Annotated in this window: 15 protein-coding genes; 7 read left to right on the top strand and 8 right to left on the bottom strand. The window is 66.3% G+C overall.

Annotation, left to right across the window (positions count from 1 at the left end; translation table 11 throughout):
- The first annotated feature begins 20 nt into the window (after window positions 1-20).
- The 7 genes from icd to AAF184_08105 all read left to right on the top strand — a co-directional run bounded on the left by icd (window position 21) and on the right by AAF184_08105 (window position 9,004).
- Window positions 21-1,322 carry an NADP-dependent isocitrate dehydrogenase gene (icd, locus tag AAF184_08135; protein MEO0422287.1) on the top strand — a complete coding sequence of 434 codons (1,302 nt, stop codon included), beginning with the start codon at window positions 21-23 and terminating at the stop codon, window positions 1,320-1,322.
- Window positions 1,323-1,593: 271 nt separating this feature from the next.
- Window positions 1,594-2,541 carry an ATP-binding cassette domain-containing protein gene (locus tag AAF184_08130; GenBank protein MEO0422286.1) on the top strand — a complete coding sequence of 316 codons (948 nt, stop codon included), beginning with the start codon at window positions 1,594-1,596 and terminating at the stop codon, window positions 2,539-2,541.
- Window positions 2,542-2,552: 11 nt separating this feature from the next.
- A complete protein-coding gene (locus tag AAF184_08125) occupies window positions 2,553-3,287 on the top strand; it encodes an ABC transporter permease subunit (GenBank protein ID MEO0422285.1) in 735 nt (244 codons plus the stop codon).
- A 20-nt stretch (window positions 3,288-3,307) separates the two neighbouring features.
- Window positions 3,308-5,215 (top strand): Gldg family protein, encoded by a 1,908-nt coding sequence (locus AAF184_08120; GenBank protein MEO0422284.1) that lies wholly within the window; start codon window positions 3,308-3,310, stop codon window positions 5,213-5,215.
- 3 nt (window positions 5,216-5,218) lie between these two features.
- The gene (locus tag AAF184_08115) at window positions 5,219-6,349 is read left to right on the top strand and encodes a DUF4340 domain-containing protein (GenBank protein ID MEO0422283.1); all 1,131 of its coding nucleotides are present in this window, start codon (window positions 5,219-5,221) and stop codon (window positions 6,347-6,349) included.
- A 60-nt stretch (window positions 6,350-6,409) separates the two neighbouring features.
- Complete coding sequence (locus AAF184_08110; GenBank protein ID MEO0422282.1) at window positions 6,410-8,005, top strand: amidase; 1,596 nt, start codon at window positions 6,410-6,412, stop codon at window positions 8,003-8,005.
- Between the two features lie 288 nt (window positions 8,006-8,293).
- Complete coding sequence (locus tag AAF184_08105) at window positions 8,294-9,004, top strand: PEP-CTERM sorting domain-containing protein (GenBank protein MEO0422281.1); 711 nt, start codon at window positions 8,294-8,296, stop codon at window positions 9,002-9,004.
- 125 nt (window positions 9,005-9,129) lie between these two features.
- Here AAF184_08105 and AAF184_08100 read toward each other — a convergent pair whose 3' ends face one another.
- The 8 genes from AAF184_08100 to AAF184_08065 all read right to left on the bottom strand — a co-directional run bounded on the left by AAF184_08100 (window position 9,130) and on the right by AAF184_08065 (window position 16,957).
- Window positions 9,130-9,378 carry an EF-hand domain-containing protein gene (locus AAF184_08100; GenBank protein ID MEO0422280.1) on the bottom strand — a complete coding sequence of 83 codons (249 nt, stop codon included), beginning with the start codon at window positions 9,376-9,378 and terminating at the stop codon, window positions 9,130-9,132.
- A gap of 197 nt (window positions 9,379-9,575) precedes the next feature.
- Complete coding sequence (locus AAF184_08095; GenBank protein MEO0422279.1) at window positions 9,576-10,943, bottom strand: sigma 54-interacting transcriptional regulator; 1,368 nt, start codon at window positions 10,941-10,943, stop codon at window positions 9,576-9,578.
- A 191-nt stretch (window positions 10,944-11,134) separates the two neighbouring features.
- A complete protein-coding gene (locus AAF184_08090) occupies window positions 11,135-11,758 on the bottom strand; it encodes a hypothetical protein (GenBank protein MEO0422278.1) in 624 nt (207 codons plus the stop codon).
- Window positions 11,755-13,272 carry a HAMP domain-containing sensor histidine kinase gene (locus tag AAF184_08085; GenBank protein ID MEO0422277.1) on the bottom strand — a complete coding sequence of 506 codons (1,518 nt, stop codon included), beginning with the start codon at window positions 13,270-13,272 and terminating at the stop codon, window positions 11,755-11,757. Before AAF184_08085 ends, AAF184_08090 begins: the two co-directional genes overlap by 4 nt.
- A 116-nt stretch (window positions 13,273-13,388) precedes the next feature.
- Window positions 13,389-14,141, bottom strand: coding sequence for an HAD family hydrolase (locus tag AAF184_08080; GenBank protein ID MEO0422276.1), 753 nt, complete (start codon window positions 14,139-14,141; stop codon window positions 13,389-13,391).
- Window positions 14,131-14,931 carry an ABC transporter permease subunit gene (locus AAF184_08075; protein ID MEO0422275.1) on the bottom strand — a complete coding sequence of 267 codons (801 nt, stop codon included), beginning with the start codon at window positions 14,929-14,931 and terminating at the stop codon, window positions 14,131-14,133. The genes AAF184_08080 and AAF184_08075 overlap by 11 nt, the downstream gene beginning before the upstream one ends.
- Window positions 14,928-15,842: an ABC transporter permease gene (locus tag AAF184_08070; protein ID MEO0422274.1), complete on the bottom strand. Its 915-nt coding sequence runs from the start codon at window positions 15,840-15,842 to the stop codon at window positions 14,928-14,930. The genes AAF184_08075 and AAF184_08070 overlap by 4 nt, the downstream gene beginning before the upstream one ends.
- A complete protein-coding gene (locus tag AAF184_08065; GenBank protein ID MEO0422273.1) occupies window positions 15,839-16,957 on the bottom strand; it encodes an ABC transporter ATP-binding protein in 1,119 nt (372 codons plus the stop codon). The genes AAF184_08070 and AAF184_08065 overlap by 4 nt, the downstream gene beginning before the upstream one ends.
- Window positions 16,958-16,977: the final 20 nt, after the last annotated feature.

Below are 16,977 nucleotides of genomic sequence, written 5' to 3'. Positions count from 1 at the left end.
ACCCAATAGACGAGGCAGGTATGACTGACCATTCGAGCCCGACGCCGCCCGCCGGCGGCGCGCGCATCACCATCGCCGACGGCAAGCTATCCGTTCCGGACAACCCGATCGTGCCCTTCATCGAGGGTGATGGCACCGGCCCCGACATCTGGCGAGCCACCGTGCGCGTGCTCGATGCGGCCGTGAAGGCGGCCTACGGCGGCTCGCGGCAGATCCACTGGATGGAGATTCTGGCCGGTGAGAAGGCCTTCAACCAGACCGGCAGCTGGCTTCCTGAGGCCACCGTGGAGGCCTGCCGCGAGTACCTGGTCTCGATCAAGGGCCCCCTGACCACGCCGGTCGGTGGCGGCATCCGCTCCCTCAACGTGGCCCTGCGCCAGCTGCTGGACCTCTACGTCTGCCTGCGACCCGTGCGTTGGTTCGAGGGCGTGCCCTCCCCGGTGCGCGCACCGCAGGAAGTAGACATGGTCATCTTCCGCGAAAACACCGAAGACATTTATGCGGGCATCGAGTTCGAGGCCGGGAGCGAGGCGAACCAGAAGTTCCTCGGGATGCTGAAGGAGCACTTCCCCCGCGAGTTCGGCAAGATCCGCTTCCCCGAGGAAGTGGGCATCGGCATCAAGCCCGTCTCGCCCCAGGGCACCGGTCGCCTGGTTCGCGCCGCGATCCAGTACGCCATCGCCAACGAGCGCAAGAGCGTCACCTTCGTGCACAAGGGCAACATCATGAAGTTCACGGAAGGTGCATTCCGGAACTGGGGCTATGAGTTGGCCGAGAAGGAGTTCCCGCAGGAGACCTACACCTGGAGCCAGTGGGAACGCACGCTGCAGGAGAAGGGCCAGCCCGCGGCCAACGAGGAACAAGACGCTGCCCTCGCCGACGGTCGCATCCTGGTCAAGGACGCGATCGCCGACATCACCCTGCAGCAGGTGCTGACCCGTCCGCGCGAGTTCGATGTCATCGCCACCCTCAACCTGAACGGCGACTACCTCTCCGATGCGTTGGCGGCGCAGGTGGGTGGCATCGGCATCGCCCCCGGCGGCAACATCAACTACGACACCGGCCACGCCGTGTTCGAGGCCACCCACGGCACAGCGCCGAAGTACGCCAACCAGGACAAGGTCAACCCCGGGTCCCTGGTGCTCTCCGGCGAGATGATGCTGCGCTACATGGGCTGGACCGAAGCGGCCGACCGCATCATCGCGGCCATGGACGCCACCATCGCCAGCGGCTCGGTGACCTACGATTTCGCCCGTCTCATGGACGGTGCGAAGGAGGTTAAGTGCAGCGCCTTCGCCGACTGCCTGATCGAGAAGCTCTAATCGACCTCGCGATTAGCCCGTCCTAAATCAGGGCATTACCGAGGTCCCCCCTTGAAATCTGAGCGGGGCGTGGTAGAAATACGCCCCGCTCGGCGGCAGCGATCCGAAGGCCCGCCGGAGCTGCCTCCCCCGTAGCTCCCCGTGCCCCGCTGCCACCGACTCGCACGAAACGAGTGCTGCCGGCCCACGCCTTCCCGCGTGGCTTCCGCCGGCGAGCGCAGTTGTCCGAATACGAAAGATCGGAACCGAACCTTATCGGGAGCGGCTGGCGATGATTGAGACAGAGCAGCTAACCAAGCGCTACGGCGACCTGACGGCCGTCGATGGACTGAGCTTCCAGGTGCGTCCTGGCGAGGTCCTCGGCTTCCTCGGCCCGAACGGCGCTGGCAAGTCCACCACCATGAAGATCCTGTCGGGCTTTCTAGCGCCGACATCCGGTACCGCGAGGGTCTGCGGCTTCGACGTCACGGAGGCCCCCGTCGAGGCCAAGCGCGCCATCGGCTACCTGCCAGAGGGCGCGCCCAGCTACGGCGAGATGACCCCCGCCTCCTTCCTCGAGTTCATCGCCGACGTGCGCGGCCTGAGCGGCGACCACCGCCGCCAGCGCATGGCCGAGACGGTCTCTCGCCTGCACCTCGATCGCGTGCTCCACCAGCGCATCGAGACCTTATCCAAGGGCTTCAAGCGCCGCGTCGGCCTTGCCCAGGCGATCATCCACGACCCCGCCGTGCTGGTCCTGGACGAGCCTACGGACGGTCTTGACCCCAACCAGAAGCACGAGGTGCGCTCGCTGATCCACGACATGGCGGCGGACAAGCTGGTAATCATCTCCACCCACATTCTGGAAGAGGTGGACGCCCTGTGTAACCGCGCGATCATCATCGCCCGCGGACGCATCCTCGCTGACGATACGCCGGCCAACCTCGAAGCCCGCTCGCGTTACCACAACGCGGTGAGCGTGCGCTTCTCCGCCGAGACGGATATGGCGGACGCGGCGCGCAGGATCGAAGCGCTCGACGGGGTGAGCGCCGTCGAACAGGACGCCCGCGACCGTCGCCTCACGGCCTTGTCCAACGGTTCCAGCACGGCGCTCACGCAGATCAGCGCCATGGCGAGCGAAGCCGGCTGGCCCGTGGCCGAGCTCAAGCTCGAGTCCGGGCGCCTGGACGAGGTGTTCCGCACCGTCACCACCCAGGCCGCAAAGGGGGCGTTGTCATGAACCAGATCAGCCTGCGCAACGTCGGCATCATCCTGCGCCGGGAGCTGGCGAGCTACTTCTCCACCCCCGTCGCCTACGTGTTCATCGTGATCTTCCTGATGCTCGCCGGCATGTTTACGTTCTACTTCGGTAACTTCTACGAGGGCGGTAGCGCGACGCTGGACGCGTTCTTCTTCTACCACCCATGGTTGTACCTGTTCCTGGTACCGGCGATCTCCATGCGCCTGTGGGCCGAGGAGCGCAAGAGCGGCAGCATCGAGTTGCTCATGACCTTGCCGGTCACGCTGATGGACGCGGTGCTCGGCAAGTTCCTCGCCGCCTGGCTGTTCACGGGCATCGCCCTGGCACTGACCTTCCCCATCTGGATCACGGTCAACTACCTCGGTGACCCGGACAACGGCGTGATCTTCGCCGCCTACATAGGCAGCCTGCTGATGGCCGGTGGCTTCCTCGCCATCGGCACCTGCCTCTCGGCCATCACGCGCAACCAGGTGATCGCCTTCATCATCACCGTGGTGGTGTGCTTTCTGTTCCTGGTGAGCGGGATTCCGCTGGTGCTCGAGCCGATCAGCGCGATCCTGCCCCAGAGCCTCGTCGACACGGTGGCGGGACTCAGCCTATGGACCCACTTCGAGTCCATTCGTAAGGGAGTGATCGACCTGCGCGACCTGCTCTACTACGCGTTTCTGATCAGTGCCTGGCTGGTGGCGAATGCCATCGTGCTCGACGGCAACAAGGCCGAGTAACTCGCGAGGAGCTGAATACGATGGATACGAATCGCACCAAAGCGCTTGGATTTAGCGCCCTCGCCATCATCGCCGTGCTGTTCATTGCGGCCGTGATGCTCTCCAACACCCTGTTCCGCGGCGTGCGCCTGGACCTCACGGAGAACCAGCTGTACACGCTCTCGGACGGCACCCGTGCCGTCCTCGGCGATATCGATGAGCCGATCAACCTGTACTTCTTCTTCTCCGACCGGGCGACGGAAGATCTGCCGCAGTGGCGCGCCTACTCGCGCCGCGTGCGCGAGACGCTGGAGGAGTTCGTGGCGATCTCCCGCGGCAAGCTGAACCTGCAGGTGATCGATCCTCAGCCCTTCTCGGAGGAGGAAGACGAGGCCTCCCGCTTCGGCTTGCCCGGCGTGCCCGTGCGCGGCGCGGAGGACGGCATCTTCTTCGGCCTGGCGGCGACCAACTCCGTGGACGATGAGGAGATCATCCCCTTCTTCGATCCCGCGAAGGAGGAGTTCCTCGAGTACGATCTCGCGCGCCTGATCTACACCCTCGATAACCCGGAGAAGCCCGTCGTGGGTCTGCTCAGCAGCATGCCCCTGCAGTCCGGCTTCGATCCCCTGACCAACCGTATGCGTGAGCCCTGGGCGGTCTCCACTCAGATCCAGCAGCTCTTCGACGTGCGCAACCTGGAAGATGGCCTCGACGCGATCGACGAGGAGATCGACGTACTGCTCGTGGTACATCCGAAGTCCCTCTCCGAGCAGACGGTCTACGCCATCGATCAGTTCGTGATGGGGGGCGGGCGCGCGATGATCTTCGTCGACCCCTTCTCGCAGTTCGAGCAGATCGACACGGACCCGAACGACCCCACGGCCGCGATGATGGCGGATCGCTCGTCCAACCTACCGACGCTGTTCGACGCCTGGGGCATCGAGTTCAGCGCCGAGCAAGGCATCCTGGACGCGGGCGCCGCGCTCCAGGTCGCGGCCCGCAGCGGCCGCGGCGCCGTCTCCCACCTCGGCCTGATCGGCCTCACCGGCGACAGCTTTTCCGAGCAGGATGTGGTGACCAGTGGGCTCACCAGCATGAACTTCCTCATCGCCGGCTACTTCGGCCTCAGCGACGACTCCCCGCTCGAGCTGCAGCCCCTGGTGGTGACAACGCCCGAGTCGTCCCTGGCCCCGGTGCAGCGCTTCAAGGTGACCATCGATCCCGCGGAGCTGCAGGACGGCTTCGAGCCGAGCGGCGAGCGCTGGCCGATCGCTGTACGCGTGAGCGGTGAGCTGCCGAGCGCCTTCGCAGACGGTGCGCCCACCATCGCACCCGTGGCCGACGACCTCGAAGCGGCGACCGCATTGCCGGCCCACCGCGCGAGCTCCGACGGCCCGGTGAACCTGGTGCTCGTGGGCGATGTGGACCTGCTGGCGGACGAGCTGTGGGTGCGCGTGCAGCGCCTGTTCGGGGAGCGGCTGCTCGAGGAGCTCGCGAGCAATGGCGCGTTCGTGATCAACAGCCTCGACAACCTCACGGGCAGCAGCGATCTGATCGGCGTGCGCGGTCGGGCGAGCTTCGTCCGGCCCTTCCAGCGCGTCGAAGACCTGCGCCGCGAGGCGGCCCTGCGCTTCCGCGACACGGAACAGCAGCTCCAGAAGGAGCTGGAGGAGACCGAATCGCGCCTGACGGAACTGCAAAGCTCGCGCACGGATGCGGACAACCTCTTGATCCTCTCCGACGAGCAGCGCGAGGAGATCGAACGCTTCCAGGCGCGCAAGCTCGAGATTCGTCAGGAACTGCGACGCGTTCGCCGCGAGCTCGATAAGGACATCGAGCAGCTCGGCACGGTCCTGAAGATCATCAACATCGCACTGGTGCCCCTGCTGATCATCCTCTTTGCCGTCGGCAGCGCCTGGTTCACCAGTCGCAGAGCAAGGGAGGCGTAATCGATGAAGGCCAATCAGCTGATCGTATTGGGCGCCGTCGCCGCGGTGGCGCTCGGCGCCGCGTTGCTGCTGAGCGGTGGAGACGACACCGGCAGCAGCACCGGCAGCAACCTCGGTGAGGCCCTGCTGCCCGCGCTCGCGCCTGCGGTCAACGCTATCGATAGCGTGCAGGTAAGCGAGGGAGATCAGGTGATCACCCTCGAGCGCGGTGAGGACGGTTGGTCCATCCGCGAGCGCGACGGCTATGCGGCGCAGGTGGGGCGCGTGCGCGAACTGCTCCTCGCGCTGGCCGAGGCCACGCTGCTCGAGGAGAAGACGAGCAATCCGGAGAACTACGCTGTGCTCGGGCTCACCGAACCCACCACGGTGACCCTCACCGCGGACGCCTTCGACGGACCGCAGGCGATCAGCCTGGGTAACGCTGCGCGCCGGGGTAGCGCCACCTACATTCGACGTGGGGACGAGGCCTCCACCTGGCTGGTGAGCGGTAGCCTCTCCGCGCAAGCAGACGCGCTCAGCTGGGTGGACCCGGTAGTCCTGAACGTGCCCGGCGAGCGGATACAATCGGTGACCATCACACACCCCGACGGGGAAGTCGTGCGCATCGAGAAGACCGATCCGCAGGAGACAGGCTACGCCCTGCTCGACGTGCCCGAAGGGCAGGAGCTGCGCTACGAGGCCATCGCCAACCCGATCGGCTCCGCCCTGGCTAACCTGCGCCTGGAGGACATCAGGGCCGCGGCGGCGACGGACTCGCCCTTGAAGGTTGCCGAGGGGCTCACCCAGGTGCGGTACCTGACCTTCGACGGCCTCGTCCTCGACGTAGAGACCTTCGACGCGGGCGATGCGCAGTGGCTGACCTTGCAGGCGAGCGTCGATGAGGAACAGGCCCAGCGGTTTGCACCGCCGAGCGACGCCAGCGAGACTGACGCCTCGCCGGCGGCTGGCGAGGGTGCCAGCCCCGCCGACGACGCGCAATTCAAACCCCTGGCGCAGGTCCGGGCGGAAACTGAGGTGCTGAACGCGCGCCTGGCGCCGTGGGTGTACGGCGTCGGTCGGTACAAGTTGGAACAGCTGACCCGGCGCATGGACGATCTCGTGCAGGACCCGCCGCCGACACCGGACGCCGGCTAGGGAGCTGAGGCACTTAAGACGCGACGGGTCCGATGCTGAGCCACTTCAGGAGAGTCATGGATGTCATCCGACGCCGATCGGACCGCTAGCGAAACGGAACTCGATGAACCCTTCCTCGTGCCCGGCGTGGATCCGAGCTCAGGGCCTGCCCCCACGCCGGACACGCTCGGCGAACTTCCCCCGGTACGTGGACTGGAAGAGCGACTGCCCTACGAGTTCCCAGACGCTACGGATCTGCTTGCGTCCATGCGTGAGGGTCGCCAGACCGCAGGCGCGCTGGTCGAAGAACACCTCGCGCGCCTGACCCGCGAGCAGAGCCGCCTGAACGCCGCCTGCCAGGTGCGGGCGGAGCGAGCGATCGCCCAGGCCGCAGCGCCTGTGGCGGGCCCCTTGGGCGGCCTGCCCATCAGCGTGAAGGAACAGATCGGCCTCGGCGGCGAGCAGGTCACCACCGGCTCGCGCCGGATGGCGCCGGTGGAGTGCCCGCGCGATGCTGTGGTGGTCACGCGGCTGAAGGAGGCGGGCGCGATCATCCTGGCCCGGGGCAACGTGCCCGAGTTGGGGCTCGCCGGCGAGACCGACAACCCGCGCTACGGCCGCAGCAACAACCCCCTTGACCCCACCCGCACCTGCGGCGGCTCCTCCGGTGGCGACGCCGCCCTGGTGGCCTCCGGTTCGGTCGCCGCGGCAGTGGGGTCGGACATGCTCGGCTCCCTGCGCATCCCGGCCGCCTTCTGCGGCATCGTCGGCTACAAGCCGGTGGCGGGCGCCGTCGACAAGCGCGGCGTGTGGCCCCCCGTGAGCGGCACCCTGGACGGCTGGCACTGCGTAGGCCCCCTGACCCGCTCCGTGCGCGACGCACGCATGATCAGCGAGGTGATCGCAGGCCCCCTCGGCCTGCCACCGCTGCTGGAAGAACTCGAATTCGTGGTGCCGGAGCCGTTTCCCCTCGAGGTGAACGACCCGGCGATCAACTCCGCCTGGCAACGCGCGGCCCGAGCCCTCGAACTGGCCGGCCTGCGACGCGTCTCCGTGGACTTCGGGGATATCGAGGGCCTTGCCCGTGACGTCGGCGCGGTACTCGCCGTCGAGTTGCTGCCGATGCTCGAGCAGATGCTGAGCACGGCGGACGGCAGCCGCTTCTCCAAGTTGCAGGAGACTTGGCGGCGCGTGCGCGGACGCGCCTCCGTGAGCAACGCCGTGTTTCAGATCATGACGGCGCTGCCGCTGCTCAAACCTCGAGGAGGCGCCCGCGCCCAGGCCTTGCTGAAGCGCTACCTGCAGGCCCGCGATCGCTACACCAGCCTGCTCGGCCCGAACCGGCTCGTCCTGCTGCCCACGCTCGGCGTGCTCGCGCCGCCGCACTCGGCCATGAATCGGGCCTCCCTGCGTCCGGGCCTGAACCGCACGCTCACCCCCCTCACCTTGTGCAACTACCTCGATCTGGCCGCGATCTGCCTGCCTGCATGGTCCGACCGGGATCCGCGTTCCGGCTTGCCTCCATCCGTCACCCTGGCCGGCATCGGAGGCTGCGAACCCGCCCTGTTCGCTGCTGCCAGCGCCCTGGAGCGGGTCCTGGCCGTGCCGGGCCAGGCCGAGGTACCCGGCCAAGAGCCCCGCCTCACACGCTCCGTGAGGCGCCCCCGGCGGCGGTAGGCTCCGCGGCGCCGACGACCGTTCGTCGAAAATATATACACCTCACCTCGAATCGTCCTACGGCATCTGCCGCGAAAAACTCATTACCGTCTGAAAAGCTTAAGAAAAAATCTGAGTGGCACAAAGAATGCAAGAATGAGTCACGGATCGGCGTGACACCTCTTGGGAGTCGCGTCGGGACAAGAGAGATAGCCGGCTTAGGTGGTTTCTGCTCATAAGAATCCCCGCCCGTTTGAAGCTCACAGGAAGGAGCGAGGGCCGGCAGCAACTTTAGGAAGAGACAACAACATGAACCTATCAATGATCGGAAAGGGCGCTGCGATCGCTGCCCTGTCGCTCGCGGCCACCGCCGCCAGCGCCACCACCTTCATCTACGAGAGCAACAACGGCACCTTCGGCGGCTCCGGCGGCTCTTTCTCTAACGTCACGGCTGCCTACAATGACGCCAACGAGCGTGTCACCTGGACCGTAGAGAGCGGCGTGCGCAACGGCTCGCAGATGGCTGGCGCCTGGCTGGTGCTGAACGACGGCCCGAACCCCAAGCAGGCCGACGTCAACGAGCTCGCCATCTTCTACATGGATTTCGTGAACGACCGCTTGGCTGTCTACGCCTACAACGGCCAAAACAACGCCAACAGCTGGCTCAACCCCGGCGTGTACCTCGGCGACTACAGCAGCAACCTGATCAACAGCGGTGCGACCCAGGGCTTCAGCCTCGATGCCAGCATGATCAACGATCCGAATCCGGCAGTTCCCAACGACGGTGACGGCTGGCGCGGTGTTGGCTTCGGCGCCTCCATCGGTGTGTGGTTCCACCCGGTGTGGGATCTCAATGCGGCCTACAACGCGGACGGTTCGATCAACCAGTGGAGCTTCAACCGTCAGTCCTGGTTGGACTTCTCCAACCGCCAGACGCGCGTGAGCGAGCCCGGCCAGCTGGCCCTGTTCGGCCTCGGTCTGCTCGGCCTCGGCGCCCTGCGACGCCGTCGCAGCGCCTAAGCCGCGTCGGCAGCAGCGGTAGCGTCCAAGCGACGTTGCCGCGGCCTCGAGCAAAAAGGCCGTCAGCGTTTGCGCTGACGGCCTTTTTCTTTGCCGGGCGTCCGTGGCCGTGGGGTCGCGTCAGCTCACTCGAGACTGGGCGTCGCCCCAGGCATGGCGAGCAGGGCCTCGAACTCCGCTAGCGAAAGCGCCCCGTCCCGATTCTGATCGGCCTGCGCAAAACGTGCCGTGAGCGCCGGGTGGGCGGCGAGTTCCGGTCGTCGTAGGAGTCCGTTGTGATCGGCATCCAAGGTGTTGAACATGCCGATCGCATTGGCGAACGCGGTGGTCGACAGGACGGTCGTGGCGATGGCCACGGAGCGGACGACGCTCATGCGCCGGCCACTGGCAGCCGAGCGTGACGGGTGAAATCCCATAGAAGCACCTCCGAAGCGCGCGGCGCGCGCAGGCGAGAGTGAGGGGGTGCGTGCCCCCGAAGCATCAGGGGCATCGTGCCAGCGCACAGCAGGCAGAACCGTGAGGAGCCTCGCGGTTCCGACGCCGATCGCGACGAGCGGTGCGTCGCTGCGGATCAGCGCTTGAACGCTTGAGGGTTTATGTCGTGGCGAGCGAGGAGCTTGTAGAACTCGGTGCGGTTGCGCTGGGCCAGGCGCGCCGCCTGACTGACGTTGCCTCGGGTGGTCTGCAGGAGCTGCAGGAGGTAGTTGCGCACGAACTCGTCGCGCGCCTGCGCGAGTGGCGGCAGCCCCCGCGACTCGGAGCCGAGTGACTTGTCCACGAGCTTGGCGCTGATGACCGACGACGCGGACAGAGCCACGGTCTGCTCGATCAGATTTGCCAGCTGGCGCACATTACCGGGCCAGTCCGCGGTGACCAGGCGCTCCATCGCTTCCGGCGAGAACATCTTCGGCGCTTCGCCCGTACGCGCGGCGATGCGCTGGAGGAAGTGCATGGCCAGGGCGGGGACATCCTCGCGACGCTCGGCCAGGGACGGCACTTCCAATCGCACCACGTTCAAGCGGTAGTAGAGATCTTCCCGAAAACGGCCGTCACCTATCGCTGGCATAAGGTCTTGGGAGACGGCGCACACCACGCGCACATCCACTTCCACATCGTGCGTGGCGCCGACGGGTCGCACCTTGCCGTCGGTGAGCATCCGCAATAGCTTCGCTTGCAGTGCGGGCGGCAGATCGCCGACGTCGTTGAGGAAGACCGTGCCGCCGTCCGCTTCCACGAGCTGACCGGGCTGCGCAGCCACTTCGCCGTCGGCGTGACCGAACAGCTCCACATCGAGCATGGCCTCGCTCATGGAGGAGCAGCTCACGGCCCGGAAGGGCTTGGCCTCGCGCGCGCTCGCCCGATGCAGAGCTTCGGCCAGGAGGCGCTTGCCGGTGCCGCCCTCGCCGGCCAGCATTACGCCGGAGCTCGTCTGGGCGACGCGGTCGAGCTCAGCGAGCAGCTCTTCCATCCGGCCCGAGCGGGTCACGATGTCGGAGCGCCAGTCCTGCTGCTCCTCCGGTTTCCCGGCCTGTGCGGCACCCGTGCGCAGGGCCTTATCCAAGGCCTCCAGCAGCTCCGTGCGCTCAACCGGCTTGGTCAGGAACGCGAGGGCTCCGCTCTGCGTGGCCCGCACGGCGTCGGGGATCGTGCCGTGGGCGGTGATGAGGATCACGGGCAAGCCCGGATGCTCACGCTGCAACGCTTCGAGCAGGTTGATCCCGTCCATGCCGTCCATGCGTAGATCGGTGATCACCGCATCGGGTCGTCGGGTCTGCACACTCTGCAGGCCCGCTGAGGCGTTGTTGACCGCCTCGACGGAGAAGCCGTACTGCTCCAGGCGGATGCTGAGCAGGCGAAGGAGCCCCGGATCATCGTCGACCAGCAAGACGTGGCCGCGGTGCTCGGGCTTGAGGGTGGCGATGGCAGTTGGATTACTCATGGCGCCCAAGTTCATCGTAGTGGACGGCGCGACGGTATCCGTCGTCGCCTGGCGACGGGACTATGGTGACACGCTACCACGCGCCCGCCGGGCAAAGCGTGATCCTCTCCAAGCTCCTGAATTTGCGAGACGATTTGCGTGTCAGATGTGGTCGCTAGGGGCGGGTTCGGGTGCCGCCGCTCTGGGCGGGTTCAGGTGCCGTCGCTCTGGAGCTGCTCTTCGATGGACATAAGGGCCCTGAGGCGACCTTGTGCTTCCTCCAGGGCGCGCGCGAGGCGGGCTCGCTCCCGGGCCAGGCGGTCGCGCTCGAGTTCCGCCTCCGTCCGCTCCTGAATCTCGACGTTGCGCAGGTTTTCCTGCTCCAGCGCCTCGCGGTAAGCGCTCTGGCGCTGCTCGATCGAAAGATCGAGGCTCGTCAGCACGGCCTTGGCGAAGGGGCTCGGCGCTTGGCTGAGGGCTGACGCGATCTCATCGCGTGCCTGGTAGGCCTCTTCCACGTCGAGCACCGCAGCGGAGTAGATCAGCTGGGCACGTACGGCGGAATCGGCCCGCGGGTCGCGCAGCAGAGCGGCCAGAGCCTGCTGGCGTTCGCGCGCACGACTCGGCGCTTCCGCACTGGCAATCCGCGTGGCGTAGGCGCGCGGCTGCTCCAACCATTCGCCGGTTACGGTGGGACTACCCGAGCCGATGCGCTCCCCACCGAGGTCACCCAGGGTCTCGCAAGCACTGAGCGTGAGCGTGGCGACCAGGGCCGCCATCCCTGCGCCGATGAGTCGCCGATTCGCGCGCCGGCGCTGCGGTGCGACTGCGCTCATGCGGATACCCTCACCGGTCCTGACTGCGCCTTTACCGGCATCCGTATCCGGAAGTGCGCGCCGCGATAAATTCCATCCACCAGGTTTACCTCGCCCCCATGGGCTCTCACGTATTCGCGCACCAGCGATAGGCCGATGCCGCTGCCCTTCAAGTGTGCCTGCTGTGGCGGTGTTCCGGTGTAAAACGGTTCGAACACGTGGGCTCTCTCCGCCTCGGGAATATTGGGCCCCGAGTCCGCGATATCTAACAGCAAGTGACCGCCCGCGCGGTAGGCGCGCAAAAAGATGGTGCCGTTCTCCGGCGTGTATTTGATAGCGTTTGACAACAAGTTGCTCAGGACCGTGCGCAGCTTGTCGCGATCGGCCATCAGATCGACAGGTACGACGCGCTGATCCACGGTCACGCGCCGCGTACGCATCATCAGTCGATACTGGTCGAGCACCTGCGAACACAGTACCTGTAGGTCGAACTCGGTGCAGCGCAAGGTGCTGCCATGGGACTGCCACGCGCTGTAGTCGAGCAAGTTTTCGATGAGATGGCGCAGTTCCTGCGCATTGCTGCGCAAAATACCCGCCACCTCGGACTGGGCCGTGGGCAAGTGGCCGAGGGATCCGTCGACGAACAGCTCCGTGCCCTCCAGGAGGCTCGCGAGCGGTGTCTTGAGCTCGTGCGACATGTGGCGCAGGAAACGTTGCTTCTGAATCTCGGCTTGCTGCAGGCGGTCTCGAAGCACGTCCAACTCACCGCCGAGCGCCCGCAGGTCGGCAGGCCCCTTGACGCTGATGCGGTCCTCGAAGCGGTTGTCGCCCAGCTGCTTGATGGCACCGGTGATGTCGCGCATGGACTGTGAGATCAAGAAGGTGAAGAGCACGATTAGGAGCGCCGCCGTCGGAATGGCTGCCACCAGCAGCTTGGTCAGCACATCGAGGGTGCGCTGGGCGCGCTCACGCACCTGCGCCGTGACCTGCAGGCGCTTGGTCTCGGGGTAGGTGATCACCTCATCGACCAGACGCTGCATCTCGTCGATCATAGCCAAGCGATCGGGATCCTCTGGGCGCTCCACAAACCCAACCAGGAGCGCGGCACTCATCTCCAACAATTCGTGCAGCTGCCGGCGAGGCGACTCGTCGATAGGCTGGTTGAGCAGGTTGTGGATGGTCTTGCTCATCTTGATCTGACGCGATGTCACCGCCGAGTACAGATCCTCGTAGAGCTCCTTGTCGGCAGCGACCACCGGGGCCTGCCGACTGAAACGACGCAGCTCGGTAATATCTCGCGCCACATCACGGGCGAAGGCAGCGATGTTGCTCGTGTCCTCCACCTCCCGCGCCGCAGCATCCGACAGCCCTTCCACACTGAAGTAGGCCACGGAGATCGCGATCACCAGCGGCGTCGCCACGAGCACGAAGCAAGCACCGAGCAGGAACACGATCGGTCCAAGGCGGCCGCGCTCGGGCTGCTCCTCCTCCCGGATGGCAGGAATCTCGGATTGGCTGTCTGTGGAAGCGCTCACCGGCATGGATCTCGGCAGGGTGATCGACGGCGCCGAAGGCTAGCGACAGGTCAGCCCGCGTGCGCCCGACAGTCTACCGCGATTGCCGTCGAGAAGGCGCCGGGCAACGGCGCGGGTCAGCGCAGGCGATGGCGATAGAGCTTGGCGTAGAGCGCCTCGCAGGGAGCTACCAGCGGCGCCACCACCTCGGGCACCTCGACCTCCCGCGCCTGCCACGGGCTGAAACCGGCACTGTTGGTCACGGAGCCGTACCAGTGCTCCGCCCACACGCCATCACTCGCGCGCGGACCGGGCGCCCAGGTCAACATCGCCTCGGTGAACGGGACGCGAAGGTGCGCGCAGAGGGCACTCAGCAAGGCGGGCGGATCGCGCAACACATCTTCGCTGTCTACAACCGGCGGTATCAGCCCGGTGCGCTCGGTCAGCCACTCGAAGAGCGCCACCTGTTGGGGTAGGCCGGTGTCTTCGATCCGTGGTTGATCGAGCACCCGCGCCAGGGACGCGAGCATCGCGCGAGGCGAACGGATCAGAAAGGCGTTACGCAACGGCAAGATCCACTGGCGGTCGATCACCTCGAGCAGATGATGGCTCATGTGCTTTTGGTACCACAGGGCTTTAGCGCCGGGTACAGGCCCCAGGAGTTCGGCCACCACCTCACGCCAGTTGGTCGACTGGGAGGCGATCACCTCCTGCGCGGCGGGATGGGCAAGTCGGGTCTCGTGCAGGTAGTGCGCGTACAGCGGCTCGTCGCACACGGCGCAATCCCCGCGCGCATCGAAGGCCCGCATCATGGCCGTGGAGATGTTGCGCGGCCCGGACCACATGGCGATGCGCACGGCGGCCGGGGACATTGACGGGTCAGCTGGCACGGCGACTCCTCATCCATGCGCTCAAGGCGAGCCCGCTGGCCACGAGCACAATCATAACGGTAGCCAGTGCATTGACCAGCGGGTTGAGCCCCGAACGGGACTCGGCGAACACTACCATGGGCAAGCTCAGGGCGTCGGCGTCCGCCACGAAGCTGGCGATCATCAAGTCGTCCAGGGATAGGGTGAACGCCAGGATCCAGGCCGCGAACATCGCTGGAGCCAAGGCCGGTACCGTCACCAGGGCGAAGGCCGCAGCTGGGTGGGCGCCCAGATCCCTCGCCGCCGCCTCCAGACTGCGGTCCAGGCGAGCAAGTCGGTCGCGCAACAGGACGGCGGTGTAGGCGGTGGCAAGGGTCGCATGCGCGATCGCAATCACATCGCCCCCGCGACGCGCCGGCCAGCCGACGGCTTGCTCCAAGGCGACGAACAACAGGACCAACGACAAGCCCGTGATCACCTCCGGCACCACGAGCGGCAAGCCCACCAGACCGCCAAGGGCTGCGCGACCCCGGAATCCCCCGATCCGCTCGAGAGCCACCGCGGCCAGCGTGCCGAGCACGAGCGCCAACGTCGCATTCACCGCCGCTACGCGCAGGCTGAAAGCTGCAGCGCCGAGCACTCGCTGATCGGCGAACAGAGCGGTGAACCAGCGCAAGGAGAATCCACCCCAGGCGCCGCCCTGAGGCGAGCCGTTGAACGCGCCGATGATCAAGGTGAACAGGGGCACATAAAGCAATGCATAGGTGAATGCCGCTACGCTGTACAGCGGCCAGCGCGCCCGAGCGCTCATGCGCGGGACTCCCCGGCCGGCAGCAGGAGGCGCGCCTGTAACAGCGCCATCGGTGACAGGAGCAGCAGACCCAGCACGACGGCCAAGGCGGCCGCCACCGGCCAATCGCCGGCGGTGAAGAACGCCTCCCAGATCACCACGCCGACCATCGGCGCCTCGGCCCCGGCCAACAGCACCGGAACGATGAACTCCCCAACGGCCGGACCGAACACCAACATGCACCCAGCGAGCATGCCGGGCAGGGCCAGGGGCAGGGTGATGGAGACAACGCTATGTAGCTCGGAGGCGCCGAGATCGCGAGCCGCCTCAAGCAAGCGCACGTCCTGGCGTACCAGATTCACGTACACGGGCACCACCATCATCGGCAGATAGGTGTAGACCATGCCGAGCAGGATCACTGGTGGCGAACCGAGCACGGCGAGGATCCCGGCGTCCACGCCGAAGACCCGCAGGGCGACGTCGAGCGGACCCGCGCTTCCCACAAACCCCATCCAAGCGTAGGCGCGCAGCAGGAAGGATGTGAAGAACGGCAACACCGCAGCGAACAGCAACAGCCCCCGCCAGCGCCGAGGGCTGCGCGCAATCGCGAGCGCCAACGGCACACCGAGCAGCAGACAGGCGATGGTGGTGAGCGAAGCCATCCGAAGCGAGTTGATATATGCCGACGAGTAGCGGGCATCCTCAGCCAGCTGCCGCAGGTGCTCCAGGGAGACCTGCCACGAGAACACGTTCACTACGCCGTCGGCTGCGGGCGCCTGCGCCAGTGCCACCTTCAATAGCACGAGCATCGGCAATACGACCACGCCAATCAGCCAGAGCATCGGCAGGAGGATCACCACACCTCGCCACCTACGGGTGCCAGGACCTGCGGTCGTGGAGATGCGCAGTCCGCTGGCCACCGCTCGATTCACTCGCTGAGCACCCACGCGGCTGGCGGGGTAAACGCCAGGCGCACGCGCTCACCCACCTCGGGGCTGGGGGCACCCTCGTCGAGGAACCCATGGGGGATGCTCACCTGCAGCGTCCGCCCGCCAAAGCTAACCACATAAGAAAAGCGTTCGCCGCGGAAGATGCGCTGGGTGACCTCGGCTTCGAACGCGTTGCTCACAAAACTCTCATCCACCCGATCCTTGAGAGTGAGAAAGCGAAGCCGTTCGGGCCTGACCATCACCGTGACCTTGGTACCGGGCGCCAGGGGTGCGGCACCGCTTACCTGCAGATCATCGCCCATCCCCTCAACGCGCACGGTCAAAAACCCGCTATCGCGCTGCCCCGTAACCTCCCCGTCGAAGGCGTTGGTGATCCCCACCTGGCCAGCCACGAACCGATTCCGAGGAGTGTCGTAGATCTCACGCGGTGACCCCACCTGCTCGAGGCGTCCCGATCGCATGACGCCCACTCGCGTGGCCATCGTGATCGCTTCCTCCCAGTCGCGCGTCGCGATGACGAAGGTGAGATCGAGCGTCGCCCGCATCCTGAGCAAGACCAACTGCATGTCGACTCGCTGCTGCTGATCGAGGCCGCCGAGGGGTTCCTCCAGGAGCAACAAACGCGGTCGCTTCGCCAGGCAGCGCGCGAGGGCGACGCGGCGTTGTTGCTCGCTCGTGAGTGCCTGTGGTTTGAGGGTCGCTTGCGCTTCGAGTTGCAGCAGCGCCAGCATCTCATCCAGCCGTTCGCGCATCTGCGCCTTACCAAGGCCCTCGCGCTGCAGCCCGAAGCGGATGTTCCCGGCCACGCTCAGGTGGGGGAACAAGGCGTTCGACCGAAACACCGTGTTCAGCTGCCGGCGATGGGCCGGCGCAGCCGTGATGTCCTCGCCGTCGAGTTCGATACGCCCTTCATCCACCTGAACCAAGCCCCCCAAGGCGTGGAGCATGGTGCGGGCGCCGCTGCCCGACTGACCGAGCAGGCAAAAGGCCTCGCCGGGCGAGATCTGCAGATCGACACCGTCGATCGCCGCCTGCTCCTCCTGGCGCATCCTGCGCAAGCCCTCCACACGAAGCACTGGTGGTGGCGCTGCGCTCATGGGTCTACCTGCGAGTGGGG

It is taken from the genome of Pseudomonadota bacterium, from assembly GCA_039815145.1.
In the GTDB taxonomy this organism is placed as follows: domain Bacteria; phylum Pseudomonadota; class Gammaproteobacteria; order Steroidobacterales; family JBCBZW01; genus JBCBZW01.
The sequence above is the reverse complement of the archived record's forward strand: the minus strand, read 5'-3'. Positions and strand labels throughout refer to the sequence as shown.

Coding starts and splice junctions, on each gene's coding strand:
- icd (MEO0422287.1), top strand. CDS start 21: ATGACTGACCATTCGAGCCCGACGCCGCCCGCCGGCGGCGCGCGCATC.
- AAF184_08130 (MEO0422286.1), top strand. CDS start 1,594: ATGATTGAGACAGAGCAGCTAACCAAGCGCTACGGCGACCTGACGGCC.
- AAF184_08120 (MEO0422284.1), top strand. CDS start 3,308: ATGGATACGAATCGCACCAAAGCGCTTGGATTTAGCGCCCTCGCCATC.
- AAF184_08115 (MEO0422283.1), top strand. CDS start 5,219: ATGAAGGCCAATCAGCTGATCGTATTGGGCGCCGTCGCCGCGGTGGCG.
- AAF184_08110 (MEO0422282.1), top strand. CDS start 6,410: ATGTCATCCGACGCCGATCGGACCGCTAGCGAAACGGAACTCGATGAA.
- AAF184_08105 (MEO0422281.1), top strand. CDS start 8,294: ATGAACCTATCAATGATCGGAAAGGGCGCTGCGATCGCTGCCCTGTCG.
- AAF184_08100 (MEO0422280.1), bottom strand. CDS start 9,378: ATGAGCGTCGTCCGCTCCGTGGCCATCGCCACGACCGTCCTGTCGACC.
- AAF184_08095 (MEO0422279.1), bottom strand. CDS start 10,943: ATGAGTAATCCAACTGCCATCGCCACCCTCAAGCCCGAGCACCGCGGC.
- AAF184_08090 (MEO0422278.1), bottom strand. CDS start 11,758: ATGAGCGCAGTCGCACCGCAGCGCCGGCGCGCGAATCGGCGACTCATC.
- AAF184_08075 (MEO0422275.1), bottom strand. CDS start 14,931: ATGAGCGCTCGGGCGCGCTGGCCGCTGTACAGCGTAGCGGCATTCACC.
- AAF184_08065 (MEO0422273.1), bottom strand. CDS start 16,957: ATGAGCGCAGCGCCACCACCAGTGCTTCGTGTGGAGGGCTTGCGCAGG.